General features: G+C 70.7%; 16 protein-coding genes. 4 read left to right on the plus strand and 12 right to left on the minus strand.

The genetic code is table 11. From position 1 onward, the window contains the following. Positions 1 to 2: 2 nt before the first annotated feature. Positions 3 to 1,280 (minus strand): streptophobe family protein, encoded by a 1,278-nt coding sequence (locus ACIBW9_RS11830; RefSeq protein ID WP_398953766.1) that lies wholly within the window; start codon positions 1,278 to 1,280, stop codon positions 3 to 5. 161 nt (positions 1,281 to 1,441) lie between these two features. Between ACIBW9_RS11830 and ACIBW9_RS11835 the strand changes: the two genes are divergently transcribed. After that, a complete protein-coding gene (locus ACIBW9_RS11835) occupies positions 1,442 to 2,593 on the plus strand; it encodes a DUF6777 domain-containing protein (protein WP_398953769.1) in 1,152 nt (383 codons plus the stop codon). A 117-nt stretch (positions 2,594 to 2,710) separates the two neighbouring features. Next, positions 2,711 to 3,166, plus strand: a complete 456-nt coding sequence (locus tag ACIBW9_RS11840; protein WP_398953772.1) for an ATP-binding protein — start codon at positions 2,711 to 2,713, stop codon at positions 3,164 to 3,166. Positions 3,167 to 3,238: 72 nt separating this feature from the next. On the opposite strand, the gene ACIBW9_RS11845 is transcribed toward ACIBW9_RS11840, so the two are convergent. After that, positions 3,239 to 4,126 carry an RNA polymerase sigma factor SigF gene (locus ACIBW9_RS11845; protein WP_398953775.1) on the minus strand — a complete coding sequence of 296 codons (888 nt, stop codon included), beginning with the start codon at positions 4,124 to 4,126 and terminating at the stop codon, positions 3,239 to 3,241. Between the two features lie 191 nt (positions 4,127 to 4,317). On the opposite strand from ACIBW9_RS11845, the gene ACIBW9_RS11850 reads away from it, so the two are divergent. Beyond that, on the plus strand, positions 4,318 to 4,710 hold the full coding sequence (locus tag ACIBW9_RS11850) for a helix-turn-helix domain-containing protein (protein WP_398953777.1): 393 nt from the start codon (positions 4,318 to 4,320) through the stop codon (positions 4,708 to 4,710). Positions 4,711 to 4,732: 22 nt separating this feature from the next. Here the strand turns inward: ACIBW9_RS11850 and ACIBW9_RS11855 are convergent, their stop codons facing one another. From ACIBW9_RS11855 to ACIBW9_RS11865, 3 genes are all read right to left on the minus strand, one after another. After that, positions 4,733 to 5,335 (minus strand): ClpP family protease, encoded by a 603-nt coding sequence (locus ACIBW9_RS11855; RefSeq protein WP_398953779.1) that lies wholly within the window; start codon positions 5,333 to 5,335, stop codon positions 4,733 to 4,735. Between the two features lies 1 nt (position 5,336). After that, complete coding sequence (locus ACIBW9_RS11860; RefSeq protein WP_030927332.1) at positions 5,337 to 5,975, minus strand: ClpP family protease; 639 nt, start codon at positions 5,973 to 5,975, stop codon at positions 5,337 to 5,339. Positions 5,976 to 6,083: 108 nt separating this feature from the next. Beyond that, positions 6,084 to 7,295 (minus strand): epoxide hydrolase family protein, encoded by a 1,212-nt coding sequence (locus ACIBW9_RS11865; protein WP_398953781.1) that lies wholly within the window; start codon positions 7,293 to 7,295, stop codon positions 6,084 to 6,086. 123 nt (positions 7,296 to 7,418) lie between these two features. Here ACIBW9_RS11865 and ACIBW9_RS11870 point away from each other — a divergent pair, with 123 nt between their 5' ends. Then, positions 7,419 to 7,901, plus strand: coding sequence for a VOC family protein (locus ACIBW9_RS11870; protein WP_398953782.1), 483 nt, complete (start codon positions 7,419 to 7,421; stop codon positions 7,899 to 7,901). Between the two features lie 15 nt (positions 7,902 to 7,916). Here the strand turns inward: ACIBW9_RS11870 and ACIBW9_RS11875 are convergent, their stop codons facing one another. The 7 genes from ACIBW9_RS11875 to ACIBW9_RS11905 form a co-directional block, all read right to left on the minus strand. Then, on the minus strand, positions 7,917 to 8,831 hold the full coding sequence (locus tag ACIBW9_RS11875) for an SGNH/GDSL hydrolase family protein (protein WP_398953784.1): 915 nt from the start codon (positions 8,829 to 8,831) through the stop codon (positions 7,917 to 7,919). Positions 8,832 to 8,913: 82 nt separating this feature from the next. After that, entirely contained in the window at positions 8,914 to 10,584 is a 1,671-nt protein-coding gene (locus ACIBW9_RS11880) for an ATP-binding protein (RefSeq protein ID WP_398953786.1), read from the minus strand. A gap of 29 nt (positions 10,585 to 10,613) precedes the next feature. Then, the gene (locus ACIBW9_RS11885) at positions 10,614 to 11,288 is read right to left on the minus strand and encodes a response regulator transcription factor (protein ID WP_398953789.1); all 675 of its coding nucleotides are present in this window, start codon (positions 11,286 to 11,288) and stop codon (positions 10,614 to 10,616) included. A gap of 232 nt (positions 11,289 to 11,520) precedes the next feature. Beyond that, positions 11,521 to 12,399 carry a geranyl diphosphate 2-C-methyltransferase gene (locus ACIBW9_RS11890; RefSeq protein WP_398953791.1) on the minus strand — a complete coding sequence of 293 codons (879 nt, stop codon included), beginning with the start codon at positions 12,397 to 12,399 and terminating at the stop codon, positions 11,521 to 11,523. Positions 12,400 to 12,446: 47 nt separating this feature from the next. After that, entirely contained in the window at positions 12,447 to 13,496 is a 1,050-nt protein-coding gene (locus ACIBW9_RS11895; RefSeq protein WP_398953792.1) for a family 2 encapsulin nanocompartment cargo protein terpene cyclase, read from the minus strand. A gap of 14 nt (positions 13,497 to 13,510) precedes the next feature. Next, positions 13,511 to 14,953, minus strand: a complete 1,443-nt coding sequence (locus ACIBW9_RS11900; protein WP_398953794.1) for a family 2B encapsulin nanocompartment shell protein — start codon at positions 14,951 to 14,953, stop codon at positions 13,511 to 13,513. 363 nt (positions 14,954 to 15,316) lie between these two features. Further along, positions 15,317 to 16,435 (minus strand): fatty acid desaturase family protein, encoded by a 1,119-nt coding sequence (locus ACIBW9_RS11905; protein WP_398953797.1) that lies wholly within the window; start codon positions 16,433 to 16,435, stop codon positions 15,317 to 15,319. Positions 16,436 to 16,442 lie beyond the last annotated feature (7 nt).

Here is a 16,442-nt window from a genome sequence, read left to right on the forward strand (position 1 = left end):
CATCATGTCTCCCACTCCTTTTCGGTCTTCCCCCGCCGCCGCACCGGCCGCGCCAGCAGCGCGCCGAGGAAACCGGTCACCAGCCCCGACAGCACGGCCAGACCCAGCGCGGTCCACACCTTCGGCTTCAGGAACAGATCCCCGGACAGACCCCCGCCGAGATCCCCGACGCCGAGCAGAGACAGCCCGTAGTGCGCGTCGATCCGGCCCACCAGGCAGATCATGAGCACCGTCAGCGTGAGGGCGACGGCCATGTGCAGGGCGTGCTGCCAGGCCCGCATCCGGGCCGGGGAGCGTGCCGCCAGCACGAACGCGGCGGCCAGCAGCAGCACCGCGTCGACGGCCACCAGCCACCACACCCGCCCGTCGTACTGGGCGAGCGTGCGGAGGTTGAGCGTGGAGACCTCCTTCGTGCGCAGCACCTCGTCCAGCACATGCGGCATGGGCAGCCCGAACGGTCCCTGCACCCGCCCCGTCCAGGTGGCACCCAGACCGAGCGTGAGCGCCAGCCAGACCAGGTTCGGCAGACCCAGCAGGATCACCGCCAGCGTCTCCCGGGAGTGGCCGCGGGCCACCGCGACGACCAAGGCGACGACGACACCCAGGACGACGAACGCGAGCAGCAGCACGACCATGGCGTACGCGGCCGGGCGCACCGACTCCTGGAAGCGCAGCAGCCGCCCCGGCAGCGGCGCTCCGCGCGCGACCAGCAGCGCCAGCACCAGCACCCCCGCCAGCCACAGCGCACCGAAGAACAGGGTCAGCGGCACATCCGTCCTGAAGCCGACCTTCGGTGCGAGGCCGAACAGGCCGCCGATGTCGCCGAGGGTCCCGTCGCCGAGGTCGACCGCGAAGGTCTGGCGGGCGCCCAGGGCCAGGCCGAGCAGCGCCAGCAGCCACACCACGGCAATCCGCGCGGCCCACCCGGCCAGCTCCGGGGCGCCGGCGACCGCCCGGTGCCGCAGCGGGCGCAGGAAACCCGCCGCGAGGACGAGCGCCCCGGCCAGCGTCACCGACAGCGGGATCACGGTCAGACCGGCCGCGGACCGGGCCAGGGCGCCGGCGTTCCCCGACAGTTCGATCGTGCCGCCGACGGCCGTCACCACCGTCGCCGCGACCACCCGCGGGAACGCGCCGTCCGGGAGATCCTCCGCCCCGGCCGCCCACAACCCCAGGCCGGCCACGATGCCCATGACGATCAGCGCGGCCAGCACCCCGGCCACGGCCTGCACCCAGCCATGGCGGGCGGCGGCCGGGTCGGAGGGGGTTCGCGGGCTCACCCAAGCCACGCTAAGCAGCGTCCGCGCGCCCCGCCCGCCGGGAGGGCCGTCCGCGTCGGCTTGCGGGCGCCACCGCACCGGAGCACACAATGGATGCGGCAGGTAAGAAAGCGGCCCAACTCGGGGCAGGCCGCAGGAAACCGCATCGGGAAGAGGAACTCGTGAGCCTCGAACCGCCGACCTCCGGACGCCCCACAGGCCCCCCTTCCGGCCCGCTCTCGGGCCCCTCCCAGCCGCCCTCGGGCCCACCCTCGCAGCCACCGGGCAGCGGCGGCGGCACACCTTCGCCACCGCCCGGCCGGCCCTGGTGGAAGTCCGCGCCGCGCGTCGCCGTGCTGACCACCGTGGTGGTCGCCGCCGTCATCCTGGCCGTCGTCTTCAGCCGCTCCGGAGGCGGCTCGGGCAAGGGCGGAGAGGTCTTCCTGCAGGCCGCGGGCAAGACCGGCCCCGAGCCGTTCACCGAGTCGACGGCAACGGACAGCTCCGCCCCGGCCGTCCCCGCTTCTCCGGTCAGCGGATCGGCGCCGGCGAACGCGGTACGGGCCGTGGGCGGCGGGGCGCCCGGACTGTACGGCGGCACCCGCAACGTCTCCAGCTGCGACGTGGAGCGCCAGATCAAGGCCCTCGAGGCGGCCCCGGCGAAGAACGCCGCGTTCGCCTCGGTCGCCGGCGTCACCCCCTCCCGTGTCCCCGCCTACCTCCGTGCGCTCACCCCGGTACAGCTGCGCATGGACACCCGCGTCACCAACCACGGCTACCGCGACGGCGCCGCCACCAGCTACCAGGCCGTCCTGCAGGCGGGCACGGCCGTCCTCGTCGACGGCCACGGCGTGCCGCGCGTGCGCTGCGCCTGCGGCAACCCGCTGACGCCGCCCGTCGCCCAGCAGACCACCCCGAAGCAGACCGGTGACAGCTGGCCGTCGTACCGCCCCTCGAACGTCGTCGTGGTCACCCCCGCCCCGCAGATCATCAACATCTTCGTCATCTACGACCCCGACCACGGCGAATGGATCTCCCGGCACCGGGGCGACACCGGCCACCACGACCACCGAACCCAGCCGCCGGCCAAGCCCTCCCCGTCGGTGAGCGTGTCCACGCCCACAGCACCCTCGTCGTCCTCCACCTGCGCCTCCGCGCCCAGCGTGGTCACCGGCACGCCCAGCCCCTGCCCGGCGACGTCGACCTCCCCCTCCCCGTCCCCCTCCACCCCGACGCCCAGTTCCGAGTCACCCTCCAGCGAACCCGGAACGACCGAACCGGAGTCGCCCGGCGACACCGGCACGTACAGTGCTCCAGGGGCGAGCACCCCATGACCGGCGTTCCGCGTGTTGGCGGACACATCAGCCCGGACGGGGACTGCCGGGCGCGGCTCGGGGTAGCAGGACTGATGCAGCAGCGTCCGGCCAGGCCGGCTTCCGAGAGAGACATGCATGATCGAGCACGTGGGCGGGGAAGTGATACCGACTGGTTTCGACGTGCCCGTGGAACCGCTACGGCGGGCGGCGCACTACACCGGCGAACCGGGATGCATCGCCGAGGCCCGGTCCTTCGCCGCGCACTTCGTGGGGCGGCTCCGCACCGAGTGGTGCGCCAGGATCGACGCCCGTGTCGAGGACGAGGTGTTGCTGGTCGTGAGCGAACTGGTCACCAATGCGGACCGGCACAGCAACGGACCGTACATCCTGGAGCTCGAAGGCACCGACACCGCGATCACGGTGGGCGTCTACGACAGCAGCGCGGCCCTGCCGCGCCGCTTCCCGCGCGATCCCGAGCGCGTCGGCCGGCATGGCCTGGAGATAGTCCACGTCCTGGCGAGGCAGGTCACCGTGGAGCGGGTGCCGGTCGGCAAGCGGGTGTCGGCCGTCGTGAACCTGACCAGCGCGTGACCGCCCAGCGCGAGACCGCCGCGGTCGCCGCTAGCGGCGACCGCGGCGGTCACGGATGCGACCGGCCGCCTCTCACGCGCAGCCGAGTTCACCCAGCATTCCCTCGCGCAGTTGCGCGATGATCCGCTTGATCAGGCGGGACACATGCATCTGCGAGCAGCCGAGCCGTTCGCCGATCTCCGCCTGAGTGGCCTCCTCCACGAACCTCATGTGGATGATCTGCCGGTCCCGCTCGCCGAGTTCCGCCATCAGCGGGGCCAGCGACTGGAAGTCCTCGACGAGCCGCAGCCCGTCCTCTTCCACTCCGATGAAGTCGGCGAGCACCGCCTCGCCGCCCTCCGGCCCGTCGCCGGTGAGCGCCGCGTCCAGGGAGGAGGAGTTGTAGCCGTTGGCCGCGATCTGCGCCTCGATCACCTCGTTCTCGGGGATGTTCATCAAGGTGGCGAGTTCGGGAACCGTGGGCTCCCGGTCCAGTCGGCTGGAGAGTTCCTCACGCGCCTTGGCCAGCTCGACACGCAGCTCCTGAAGCCTGCGCGGCACATGCACCGCCCAGGTGGTGTCACGGAAGAAACGCTTGATCTCGCCGACGATGTACGGCAGCGCGAACGAGGTGAACTCGACCTCACGGGACAGTTCGAACCGGTCGATCGCCTTGATCAGGCCGATCATCCCGGTCTGGACGATGTCCTCCATGTCGTCGCCGCGTCCCCGGAACCGCCCGGCTGCGAACCGCACCAGCGAGATGTTCATCTCGATGAGCGTGTTGCGTGCGTACTGGTATTCGTGCGTGCCCTCCTCGAGCTCCGCGAGGCGCTGGAAGAACTGACGAGAAAGCTCCCGCGCGTCCCGCGGAGCCACGGCGCGTGGCTCCGCGATCCCCGGCAGTGGCCCATCACCCGTGCTGGTCCCGGCGGTCTTCGCGACGACCTCTGCCTTCGACCGTTCCACGGCGGTGTCCATTTCCTCTCCCACGAAGTCACGGTTCGACGTCGTCTACGTCGTGCCCTTCTGGACGGCGCGTACCCGCTCTGCGCCGGGACATGCCCGTGACCGGGATCGAATACGGATCGTCACCGCGGACTCCCCTCGGTGATTCCACCCAGAGCGGAACGCCGGTGCCTTCCCACGGCGCGGGAATCTAGTCTGAAGCCGTGAGCAGCCAAGCGCCGAACGAAGCCGATGTCATTCCGCTGCGCCGCCCGCAGGGCGAGCGGCTCCCCGCCTCGCCTCCGCCGCCCAGGGAACCCCTGTGGCGGGACCTCGTCGGCGACGTCCTGCGGCGGGAACGCCTCGCCCAGGAGCGCACCCTGAAGGACGTGGCCGACCAGGCCCGGATCTCCATGCCGTACCTCTCCGAGGTGGAGCGCGGCCGCAAGGAGGCCTCCTCCGAGGTCCTCGCGGCCGCCGCCCACGCCCTCGGACTGGGCCTCGGCGACCTGCTGTCACGGGCGCAGGGCGAGCTCGTCCGGATCGCCGGCCGACAGCCCGACCGGAGCCGCCGGACGTCCAACGCGCCGTACAACGGACTCTGCCTGGCCGCCTGACGCACGCTTGCGGGCCGGTTCCTCAGACCGCGGAGAGGCGCCGGCTCAGCACCTCGTCGGCCAGCCCGTAGGCCACCGCCTCCTCGGCGGTGAACACCTTGTCGCGGTCCATGTCCGCGCGCAGCGTCGCGATGTCGTGCCCGGTGTGCCGGGCCAGCACCTGCTCGACCTGGGAGCGGATCCGGACCATCTCCTTGGCCTGGAGCGTGAGGTCGGAGATCATGCCCCGGCTGCCACCGGCGGCGGGCTGCCCGAGCAGCACCCGCGCGTGCTCCAGCACGATCCGCCGCCCCGGGTCCCCGGCGGCCAGCAGTACGGCCGCCGTGGAGGCCGCCTGGCCGACGCAGACCGTCGAGATCGGCGCCTGCACGAAGGTCATCGTGTCGTAGATCGCCATCAGCGAAGTGAACGAGCCGCCGGGCGAGTTGATGTAGACCGAGATCTCGTGCTCCGGCGCCGACGACTCCAGATGGAGCAGTTGCGCGATGACGACGTTGGCCACGCCGTCGTCGATCTCGGTGCCGAGGAAGATGATCCGCTCGGACAGCAGCCGGCTGAACACGTCGGAGGAGCGCTCGCCGTTCGCGGTCCGCTCGACGACGTACGGAATCGTGTAGTTCCCCATGTCACAGCCCCATCCGTCGCTTCGAGGCGGCCGGGCGGACGTCCGCGAGGGACTCCAGGACCCGGTCCACCATGCCGTACTCCCTGGCCTCCTCGGCCGTGAACCAGCGGTCCCGGTCGCCGTCCCGGGCGATGGTCTCGGGGCTCTGGCCCGTGTTCTCGGCGATGAGCCGCTCCATGGTCCGCTTGGTGTGCTCCAGGTTCTCCGCCTGGATCTCGATGTCGGCGGTGGTGCCGCCGATGCCCGCCGAGCCCTGGTGCATCATGATCCGCGCGTTCGGCAGGGCGTACCGCTTGCCAGGTGTGCCGCCGCACAGCAGGAACTGGCCCATGCTGGCCGCGAAGCCCATGGCGAGCGTCGAGACGTCGTTGGGGATCAGCCGCATCGTGTCGTAGATCGCGAGGCCCGCGTGCACGGAGCCGCCCGGGCTGTTGATGTACAGGCTGATGTCGGTGCGCGGGTCCTCCGCGGACAGCAGGAGCAGCTGTGCGCAGACCCGGTTCGCGGAGACTTCGTCGACCTGGGTGCCGAGGAACACGATGCGCTGGCCGAGGAGTTGGGCGGCGAGATGGTCGTCGAGCCGGCTGGGCGGGGTGTCGCCCTCCTCGGCGCGGGGCGCGAGCGTGGTGAGTGGAGTCATGGTCTCTCCCATGGTGCGGTGATGCCGTCGACTCCACTCTTGGCCCTGGCCCGGCCCCGCATGCGGTTTCTCTGCCCGTGGCAGATTCGCCACGGGCAGAGCCGCCTCTCAGCCCTTCTCGCGCAGCTGCCGGAAGAACGCCCGCACGTCCTCGACCAGCAGGTCGGGCTCCTCCATGGCGGCGAAGTGCCCGCCGCGGTCGAACTCCGTCCAGCGCACGATGTTCTCCGTGCGCTCCGCCTGGTGGCGCAGCGGGATCTGGAGCTCGGCGGGGAAGAGGGCGAGCGCGGTCGGTACGGTCGACGGCTCGTCCGGCCGGGCGACACCGCCCGTGGCATGGGCGCGCTCGTAGTAGATGCGGGCGGCGGAACCGGCGGTCCCGGTCAGCCAGTACAGCATCACGTTGGTGAGCATCCGGTCCCGGTCCACGGCCTCCTCGGGCAGCAGAGCCGAGTCCGTCCACTCCCGGAACTTCTCCACGATCCAGGCGAGTTGGCCCACGGGCGAGTCGCTGAGGGCGTACGCCACGGTCTGCGGCCGGGTGGCGTGCAGGACGGCGTAGCCGGTGCCCTCGCGGGACCATTCGCTCCACCGGCGCCAGGACAGCAGCGCACGCTCCTGCTCCTCGGTGCCGAGCTCGTCCAGCTCCTCCTGCGTCGGCTCGGTGGCCTGCTGTGCGCCCGGGAGCAGGTTGAGATGCACGCCGATCACCCGGTCCGGGTGTGCGCGCCCCAGCTCACGGGAGATGGCGGCACCCCAGTCGCCGCCCTGCGCGCCGAACTGCTCGTAGCCGAGTCGTCGCATCAGCTCGGCCCAGGCGTCGGCGACCCGGCCCGCCTCCCAGCCGGTGTCGGCGGCAGGCCCGGACAGCCCGAACCCGGGGATGCTCGGTACGACGACGTGGAACGCGTCGGCCGGGTCGCCGCCGTGCGCGCGGGGGTCGGCGAGCGGCCCGACGACGTCCAGGAACTCGACGATCGACCCCGGCCAGCCATGCGTGATGATCAGCGGTGTGGCGTTCGGCTCGGGGGAGCGGACGTGGGCGAAGTGGACGTTCGAGCCGTCGATGGTGGTGGTGAACTGCGGCCACTCATTGAGCTGTGCCTCGGCGGCCCGCCAGTCGTAGGAGGTGCGCCAGTAGTGGTGGAGCTCGCGCAGGTAGTCGGCCGGCACGCCGTAGGCCCACCCGGTGCCGGGCAGCTCGTCCGGCCAGCGGGTGCGGTCCAGGCGTGCGTGGAGGTCGTCGAGGTCGCTCTGCGGGATGTCGATGCGGAAGGGCCGGATGCCGCTGTCCGCGGTCTCTGCGGGCGAAGACGTCATGGCCGCGAGCCTAGTTCGGTACGGGGGTGCGGCCACCCGGGTGAATCGGCCGTCCGACCGATGAGTTCCGCGGCGAGGATCAGTCGGTACAGGTGACCGCGTTCCACACCCCAGGAGGTGCTCATGACCACCGACGGATTCACCACGTGTCTCTGGTTCGACGGCCAGGCGGAAGAGGCCGCGCACTACTACGTGTCGATCTTCAAGAACTCCAGCATCGGCCGGGTCGGCCGCAACGTCGAGGGAGGCGCGGGCCCCGCCGGCTCGGTGCTGGCGGTGGAGTTCACGGCCAACGGCCAGAAGTTCGTCGCGCTCAACGGCGGCCCGCAGTTCAAGTTCAACGAGGCGGTCTCCTTCCAGGTCTTCTGCAAGGACCAGGAGGAGATCGACTACTACTGGGCCAAGCTCACCGAGGGCGGCGGCGAGCCCGGCCCCTGCGGCTGGCTCAAGGACAGGTACGGCCTGTCCTGGCAGGTCGTGCCCGACAGGCTCATCGACATGATCAGCGATCCGGACCAGGAGAAGGCGTCCCGCACGACCAAGGCGTTCATGGCGATGAGCAAGTTCGACATCGCCGCCCTGGAGCGGGCCTACACGGGCGAGTGACCGCCGCTCCGTACGTCACCGCGTGCGGGCCTGTTCCCCGATCACCCGCGTGATCTCGCGGGTGATCCGCAGGATGCCGGGGGAGCGCACCGGGCACGGCTTCGGCGTGGACGTCGTCGGGGCCAGACAGAAGTGCAGATAGTCCTGGTCGAGGTGGAGGGCGGTGCGGTCGCGGCCCGGCTCGGTGCAGTAGTCGCGGTGTTCGTGTTCGTAGGCCGTGCACGGCAGGTACTGGGACCAGGTGTAGCGGGCGCCGGCGGGGCTCACCGTGGCGCCCGCGTCGGCGACGAGGTCGCCCGAGGCGGCGGCTTGCTGCTCGTACATCCGGTTCACGCGCCGGACCCGGTCGGGTGTGATCGGGTCCGGGCCCTGCAGCACCCACACGATCCGCGGACGTCGGCTGCCGCCCGCCGCGGCGATCTGCTCGGTGAGCCGGCGCAGGTCGGCCCGGTAGCGGGTGAAGTACTTCTGCTGCGAGGCGTTGTAGGTGATGCCGTCCATGCACCACGTGAACCCCCACGCATTGCCCCAGAACTGCATGACCACGTAGTCCGGATGCTGCGCACGGACCAGTGCCGCCGCCTTGTCCCCGTCCGGCACCAGCGACTTCGCCCCGGTGCCCTCCAGGTAGTCGCACAGGGTGGTGCCCGAGTACGGAGCACTGGTGTACTTCGCCCTCAGGTCCCGGCGCAGCTCGTGCCCGAGCACGTTCTGGGCCTCCATCGCGAGGGAATCCCCGAGGTAGAGCACGCGCGGCGCCACGGCAGGGGCGTTCGGGGAGGCCGGGGCCTGCTGATGCGTCGTCGATGCCGAGGCTCCCGGTACGGCGGGGGAGGGCGGTGTCTCCTGCGGGCCGGACGAGGGATCGCCGCACGCGCCGAGCAGCAGCACCCCGGCCAGCAGCGTCCCCACGATCCACGGCTTCCGCATACGGCAACTCCAGCCCCGGCAACCGAAAACGGCTCCCCAGGCAAGCACAGGCGGGCCCAAGGCGGAAGACACCGGGGTGAGTTCAGGTGCCGTCCGGGCGCTCCAGCCGCTCCAGCAGGACCAGGAGGTCGGTCAGTGGCAGCGGTTTGGCGAGGTGGGCGTCGAACCCGGCCGTCCGCGACAGGGCGCGGTCGCTGCCCTGGCTGAACCCGGACACCGCGATCAGACGCAGCGCGCCGCCGCCCGGCCGCGCCCGCAGGGCCCGTGCGACCGCGTAGCCGTCGATGTCCGGCAGGCCCAGGTCGCACAGGACGACGTCGAAGGAGTGCGCCTCGGTGGCGGTGAGGGCGTCCTGGCCCGTGTGCACCGCCGTGACCCGGTGGCCCTGGCGTTCCAGCAGGGTGCGGTAGGTGGCGGCGAGGTCCGCGTTGTCCTCGACGACCAGGAGGGACAGCCGGCGCGGGGAGCCGTGGACAGCCGGCGACCGGGACGGGCGCGGGCTCACGGCGTCGGTCGTCGGCAGCAGCACCGTGAAGGTCGCGCCCTTGCCCGGCCCGTCGCTGTGCGCGCAGATGCGGCCGCCGTGCAGTTCGACCACCGTGCGCGCCACCGCGAGCCCCAGCCCCAGGCCCTCGGGGGTGTCAGGACCGGCCGGAGCGGCCCGCATGAACACCCCGAAGAGCTCCTCGGCCTGGGCGGGGGAGAAGCCGATGCCGTCGTCCCGCACGGTCAGCCGTGCCTGCCCGTCGGCGGCCGTCAGGCCCACCTCGGTGCGGCCGCCCGGCCGGGTGTACTTCAGCGCGTTGGACAGCAGGTTCGTCAGGACCTGGGCCAGCCGCAGCCGGTCGCCGTCCACCATGACCGGCTCGGTCGGCAGGACCAGGGCCAGCGTGCGGTCCTCGTGCCCGAACAGGCCGTGGATGTCGGCGCAGGCGCCCTGCACGACGGACCGCACGTCGACCGGATCGCACACCAGCTCAAGCCGCCCGGTCACCGCGCGCGTGCCGTCCAGCAGGTCGTTGCTCATCCGTGTCAGGGTGCTCAGCTGCCGCTCCAGGACCGACAGCGCCGGATGGCCCTGCGGCATGTCGAGGGCCAGCAGCTCCGTGGCAGCGGTGGCGGCCGCGAGCGGGTTGCGCAGCTCGTGCGAGAGGGTCGCGATGAACCGGTCCTTGGCCTGTTGCTCCTCCCGCAGCTTGCGGCCCGCCGCGTCCAGTTCGTGATTGGCCCGGCTGAGCTGCTCGTTCACCTCGCGGATCTCCCGCGCCCGCACGAACAGGTCGATCTCCATGCCCTCGGCGCGCATCTCGGCCTCGGCGACGGCCCGCTGCTGCTCCCGCCCCACCCGCCGCAGACGCACGAACTCCGTGACGTCCTCGACCCGGTGGATGATGTACCGCACCTGCCCGTCGGCACCGAGCACCGGCGTGTTGACCGGGCTCCAGTACCGCTCGGTGAAGGCGCCCTCCTCGCCCGCCGGGATGTCGTACCGCTGCAGCGCCATCGTGTCCGTACGACCGCTCGCCACCACCGTCTGGAGCGAACGGCGCAGATTGGCGACGCCGTCGGCCGACGGGTCGTCCGGGTTGTCGGGGAACACGTCGAAGACAGGGCGGCCCACGATGCTCCGCTCGGTGCGGGTCGCCGTGAGATAGGCGCGGTTGACCTCGACGATCGTGAAGTCGGGGCTGAGGATGAGCAGCGGGGACAGCGTCGAGTCGAACAGGCTCCGGAAGTCCGGCACATCGGGCATGGTCGGACCTCCACGGCCGAAGCGGTGACTCAGGGGTCGAGGCGGTAGCCGTAGCCCCGGACGGTGGTGATCCGCGGCGCCGGTGCGGGCAGGGCGGCGAGCTTGCCGCGCAGCCGGTAGACGTGCTCCACGACGGTCGCGGCCTGCTGCCAGGACGTGCCCCAGATCCGCTCCAGCAGCTGCTCCGCCGAGAACACCCGGCCCGGTGCGGCGGCCAGCATCTCCAGCAGCGCGTACTCCTTGGGACGCAGCATCAGCTGGACACCGTCGACGGACGCAAGACGGGCCGCGGAGTCGATGCGCAGCGCGCCGACCTGGAGCACGCTCGGCATCTCGGGCGGCTGCGAGCGCCGCAGCACGGCGTGGATACGGGCCACCAGTTCCCGCTGGGAGAACGGCTTGACCAGGTAGTCGTCCGCACCGATCTCCAGGCCCGCCACCCGGTCGGCCTCCGCGCCGCGCCCGGTCACGACGATGACCGGCAGCCGGCTCGTGGACCGCAGCGCCCGCAGCAGCTCCAGGCCGCTGCCGTCCGGCAGTCCCAGATCGAGAACGGCGAGAGAGACGCCGCCCTCGTACAGGGCGGCCTTGCCGGCGCGCGCATCCATGGCCCAGGTGACCGTGAAGCCCGCGCGCTCCAGATAGGAACGGCACATCAGTGCGAAGTCAGGGTCGTCCTCGATCAGAGCGAGGTGCGGTCGCATTCCGCATCACCCGGACCGTCTGGCGTCCGCCCGTTGTGCCGCTGATGAGCGGGCGTTGATGCCCCGACCATGTGGCGAAGGTAGAACAGTGAATGCCCACGGTTCAAGGGGGAGCCGCTCGGGGGGGTTCCGGCACGGGCTCGTGCGATGCGGGGATGCCGCATGGATCGCACAGGCCCGTGCCGGTACGTGCGCCACGGCGAGGGTGAGCCCCTACGCCGTGACCGAGGGGTCACACCCGGTCGGCGGCGATCAGCAGGTACTGGAAACTGCCGTTCTTGTACGCGGTCAGGAACGTGTCCTCGATGCCCGTGACCAGGTGGTCCGCCTGTCGGCGCAGCTCCCAGTAGGGGATGGTGTCGGCCGTGAGGTCCTGTACGTGGACCGGGACGAGACGGTGGCGGGCCATCGCCCGGAAGTACTCCGAGCGCGGGTGGATGTCGCAGATGTAGTGGGCGTTGATCTGGGAGACCTCGCGGGAGGCCCGGCCGTAGGTGTCGTTGTAGCAGCCGGTGATCACCACATAGCGCCCGCCGCGGCGCAGCAGCCGGGAGTGCTCGGCGAACAGCAGCTCCAGCTCGACGTACATGGTCGACTCGTTGTTCCACGACGCCGCGTACGCGCCGGTGGTGAAGCCGGTGTCGAGCATGTTGCGGTGGTGGTAGCGCACCTGGGAGTCGATGCCCCGCTTGCGGGCCTGCTCGTTGGCGAACGCGGCCTGCTTGGCGGAGATCGTCACGCCGTCCGCGTGGCAGCCGTAGCGCAGATGCGCCACGACGCTGCCGCCGCCGCGCCCGCAGCCGGCGTCGAAGACGCGGTCGGCGGCGGACAGGGGGCCGAGGTGGCCGGCGAGGAGCTCGGCCTGGGCGTGTTCCAGGCGGTGCAGTTCGGTGGTGATCCGTTCCCGCCGCAGGTCGGGGTCGGGCTCGTCGAGCACGGTCCAGTCGACGTTCCCGACGCCGTAGTGGTGGTGATAGAGGTCGTCGATCTTGCCCAGTTCGAGGTTGACCGGGTTCTCCTCGGCGTTCCAGTAGTCCGCGACGCGCTTCTGGTACGTGGACTGGGTCGGCACCGGTGCCGCCTTGGTGTCGGCGTGGGGGGCGATGGTCAACTAGGACTCCTCGTGGTGCGTCTGACGGCTTGTCAGCACAGCGGGCGTTACCAGTAGTTGGGCAGGTGGTAGCGGTGGGTGTTGGTGGCGTGCCACTCGTGGTTGCCGGCCACCCAGTCGGACAGGCCCCGGGCGTAGCGCTCCACGAGGGGCGAGGTGGCGGCCAGGAGGGCGGACTCGTCCTCGAACGCGGTCATGATCTCGTTGTGGATCTCGACGGCCTTGAGATAGGCGGCCTTCAGCCCGCACCGCTCGTTGGCGGCGAGGACCTGGGGGAGGTTGAGGTGGGTGGGGTCGCTCGCCAGTTCCTTGGTGAAGGAGTACAGGTCGTTGACGATGGTGGTGGCGTTGCAGGCGAGTGCGGTGATGCGCTGGATCTCCGGGCGGGCGTAGACGGCCTCCGGCAGCTCGTAGCCGTCCACCGCGTCGATGATCGACAGACAGGGGCGGAAGTTGTTGAACTGCCGCATCACCAGGTACTCCCACACCTGCGGCACATACCGGATCTCCGCCCAGGCGGCCTCGCCGAGATAACCGAGGTGCAGCCGCGCCATGTCGTGCACGAACCGGTCGGTCTGGCTCGGGGTGGCGACGGCGGCGTAGTCCTTCATCGCCCAGTGGTACGAGCGCAGCGGGCCGTCCGCCTGCACTCCGTGCGCCCACTGCTCCTGCAGCCCGGGTGTGCTGTGGAAGGGGTCGAGCGCCGACTGGGCCAGGATCAGCCGCCCGCCGAGACCGCGGCGGGCGCCGCCCCTGCCCTCGTCCTCCTCGCAGTAGCAGCTGTCGACGAGGTTCTCCGCCAGCAGGAACTTGCCGGCGGCGGTGAGGCGTTCCAGGTCGGCCGCCGCCGGATGCTGGAGCACCACGGCCCGGCCGAACTGGAAGCCCGAGAAGTCCCCCGACCACGCCTTCGGGAACAGGTCGAGGCCGTGCGCCCACGCCTCCAGCCTGCGGTCGACCTCCTCCACCTTCGCCGGGTCGGCGGGGGCGACCTGCCGGTACTTGAGGCCGGGGATCGCCCCGCCGCGCCGGGTGCGCACGGTGCGGGCCAGATCGGGCGGCCCCGGCAGCGAGGAAGAGGCGGCGGACGTGCTCATTGCGTACTCCACCCTCAGTCGGCCGTCCGGCCGATCTGGACGTTCTCCAGGATCCCGGCCGCGTCCGGCACCAGGATGGCCAGCGAGTAGTAGGCGGTCACCAGATAGCGGATGATCGCGGCCGTGTCGATGCCCATGAACCGCACGTTCAGTCCCGGCTGGAACTCGTCCGGGATGCCGGTCTGGTAGAGCCCGATCACCCCCTGGTCGGACTCCCCGGTGCGCAGCGCGATGATGCTGCTCGTGTGATCGCGGCTGATCGGGATCTTGTTGCAGGGGAAGATCGGAACCCCCCGCCAGGCAGGGATCTCGTGCCCCTCGACACTCGCCGTGCCCGGCACCAGACCGCGCCGGTTGCACTGCCGGAAGAAGGCCGCGATCGCCTTCGGATGGGCGAGGAACACCTTGGTCTTGCGGCGCATGGCCAGCAGCTCGTCCATGTCGTCCGGGGTCGGCGGCCCGGTGAAGGTGCTGACCCGCTGGCCGTAGTCGACGTTGTGCAGCAGCCCGAACTCCCGGTTGTTGACCAGCTCCCACTCCTGGCGCTCGCGGATCTCCTCGATCGTCAGGCGCAGCTGCTGCTCGGTCTGGTTCATCGGGTTGTTGTAGAGGTCGGCGACGCGGGTGTGGACCCGCAGCACGGTCTGGGTGAGCGACAGCTCGTACTCGCGCGGCGCGAGGTCGTAGTTCACGAAGCCGCCGTTCAGCGTCGGCTCGCCGACATGGCCGGCCAGGACGGGAACATCCGCCTCGCCCTTGCGGTTCATCGGCAGCTTCTGCCGCGCGGCGAACGCCTCCAGATGTGCGGCGAGGGACGGCACCCGTTGCCTGAACTCCGTGACGACGTCCCAGGGCAGCACCAGCAGTACGCCGGCCGTCTCCGCCCGCACCGAGCTCAGCCACAGCGGGTCGGACTGCCCGATGGCCTCGTCGCCCATCTGGTCGCCGTCGGTGACGACCCCGATGATCTCCTCCTCGCCGTACTTGCCCTCGGTGAAGCGGGTGAACTTGCCGTGCACGACGAGATAGGCCTCCGTGACCCGCTGCCCGGCCTCGAACAGCACCTGTCCCGCCCGGACCTCCCGGACCCGGAAGCGGGTGGCGACCTCCTTGAGGACCTCGGTGTCGGAATAGCCGCGCAGCACCGGCAGTTCGGTGAGCGTCTCGGGGATGACCTTGATGTCGTCGGCGCCGTTCTGCTCGAACTGCACCCGCCCGCGGCCGATCCGCAGCTGCAGACGCCGGTTGACCCGGTAGGTGCCGCCCTTGACGTCCACCCACGGCAGCGTCCGCAGCAGCCAGCGCGAGCTGATGGCCTGCATCTGAGGTTCGGACTTGGTCGTCGTGGCGAGCTGGCGCGCCGCCTGCGTGCTGAGACTGGTCAGCTGCCCCTCGCCGTCGGGTGCGGGGGCGGGTTCCTCGGTGGCGGGTCCGGTGGCGCTTACGGGGGCGGACACATTCCCTCCCTGGGGACGTACCTGGCGACGTACAGGAGTGAGCGGAGTGGTCGGAGTTGAAGCCGACGCCGCGGTGGACGACAGCCCGGCGTCGCATGTACAAGGCAAACAGCCCCGCGGATGCCCCGGTACGGCGCGAAGGGGGCGGTTTCACCTCCTGGTAACGCAAACCCCGCGAACGAGGCAGCGCTCCGCCGCCTCCACACTCCCGCGCCCCTCACGTCACTCCGTGCGCCCCGCTGCCGCATGCCTTCCGCCCAGCTCGCCCGTCGGCAAACCAACCGCACGCCCAGACAGCGAAGCGGCGCCACCGGGCTGCCCGGTGACGCCGCAGTTACGGCCGAAAGATCTGACCGACTGTGATCAGGCCGCCACGAGTTCCCGCTCGCGGTCCGCCGTCTCGACCTTGGGATTCTTGTTCGGCAGCGAGAGCCGGAAGACCTTGCGCCACGCGGAGAACACCTGCTTGGGCAGCGGTCCGGTGACGTACTCCAGCTCGTACTTCTCGAACAGCGCGCGCACCTTCACCGCGACCTCGGCGTACCGGTTGCTCGGCAGGTCCGGGAACAGGTGGTGCTCGATCTGGTGCGACAGGTTGCCCGTCATGAAGTGCATGGCCTTGCTGCCGCTGATGTTCGCCGAACCCATCATCTGGCGCAGGTACCACTGGCCGCGCGTCTCCCCCTTGATCGACCGGCGCTCGAAGACCTGTACGCCCTCGGGGAAGTGCCCGCACATGATGACCGAGTGGGACCAGATGTTGCGGACCAGGTTCGCGGTGAACGTGGCGGCGAGCGTGGGCAGGAACGACGGGCCCGACAGCAGCGGGTGGATCACGTAGTCCTTGAGCACCTGCTTGCGGATCTTGCGGCCCACGGCCCTGGCCCGCGCGCGGAACTCCGGGTTCTTGCGGCGGCGCTTGTTCAGGTTCTTGCCGAGCTCCAGGTCGTACGCGGCGATGCCGTACTCGAAGAAGCAGGCGTTGATGAAGTTCCACAGCGGCTGGCCGAGGTGGAACGGCTGCCACTTCTGGTCCTCGTCGACGCGCATGATGCCGTAGCCGAGGTCGTTGTCCTTGCCGATCACGTTGGTGTACGTGTGGTGCAGCTCGTTGTGCGAGTGCTTCCACTGGTCGGCCGGCGAGACGTGATCCCACTCCCAGGTGGTGGAGTGGATCTTCGGGTCGCGCATCCAGTCCCACTGGCCGTGCAGGATGTTGTGACCGATCTCCATGTTGTCCATGATCTTCGCCACGGACAGCCCGGCGGTGCCGAGCAGCCACGCGGGCGGGAAGATCGAGAACAGCAGCACGCCCCTGCTGACCAGCTCGAGCTTGCGCTGTGCCGCAATGACCTTGCGGATGTAGGCGGCGTCCTTCTCGCCGCGGCCGGCGATCACCTCGTCGCGGATCGCGTCCAGTTCGCGGCCGAGCTCCTCGATCTGCTCCGCGGTCAGGTGGGCGGTGGGGTCGATGGCGGTCAAGGTGTTC

The organism is Streptomyces sp. NPDC049541 (assembly GCF_044465725.1).
Taxonomy (GTDB): Bacteria; Actinomycetota; Actinomycetes; order Streptomycetales; family Streptomycetaceae; genus Streptomyces.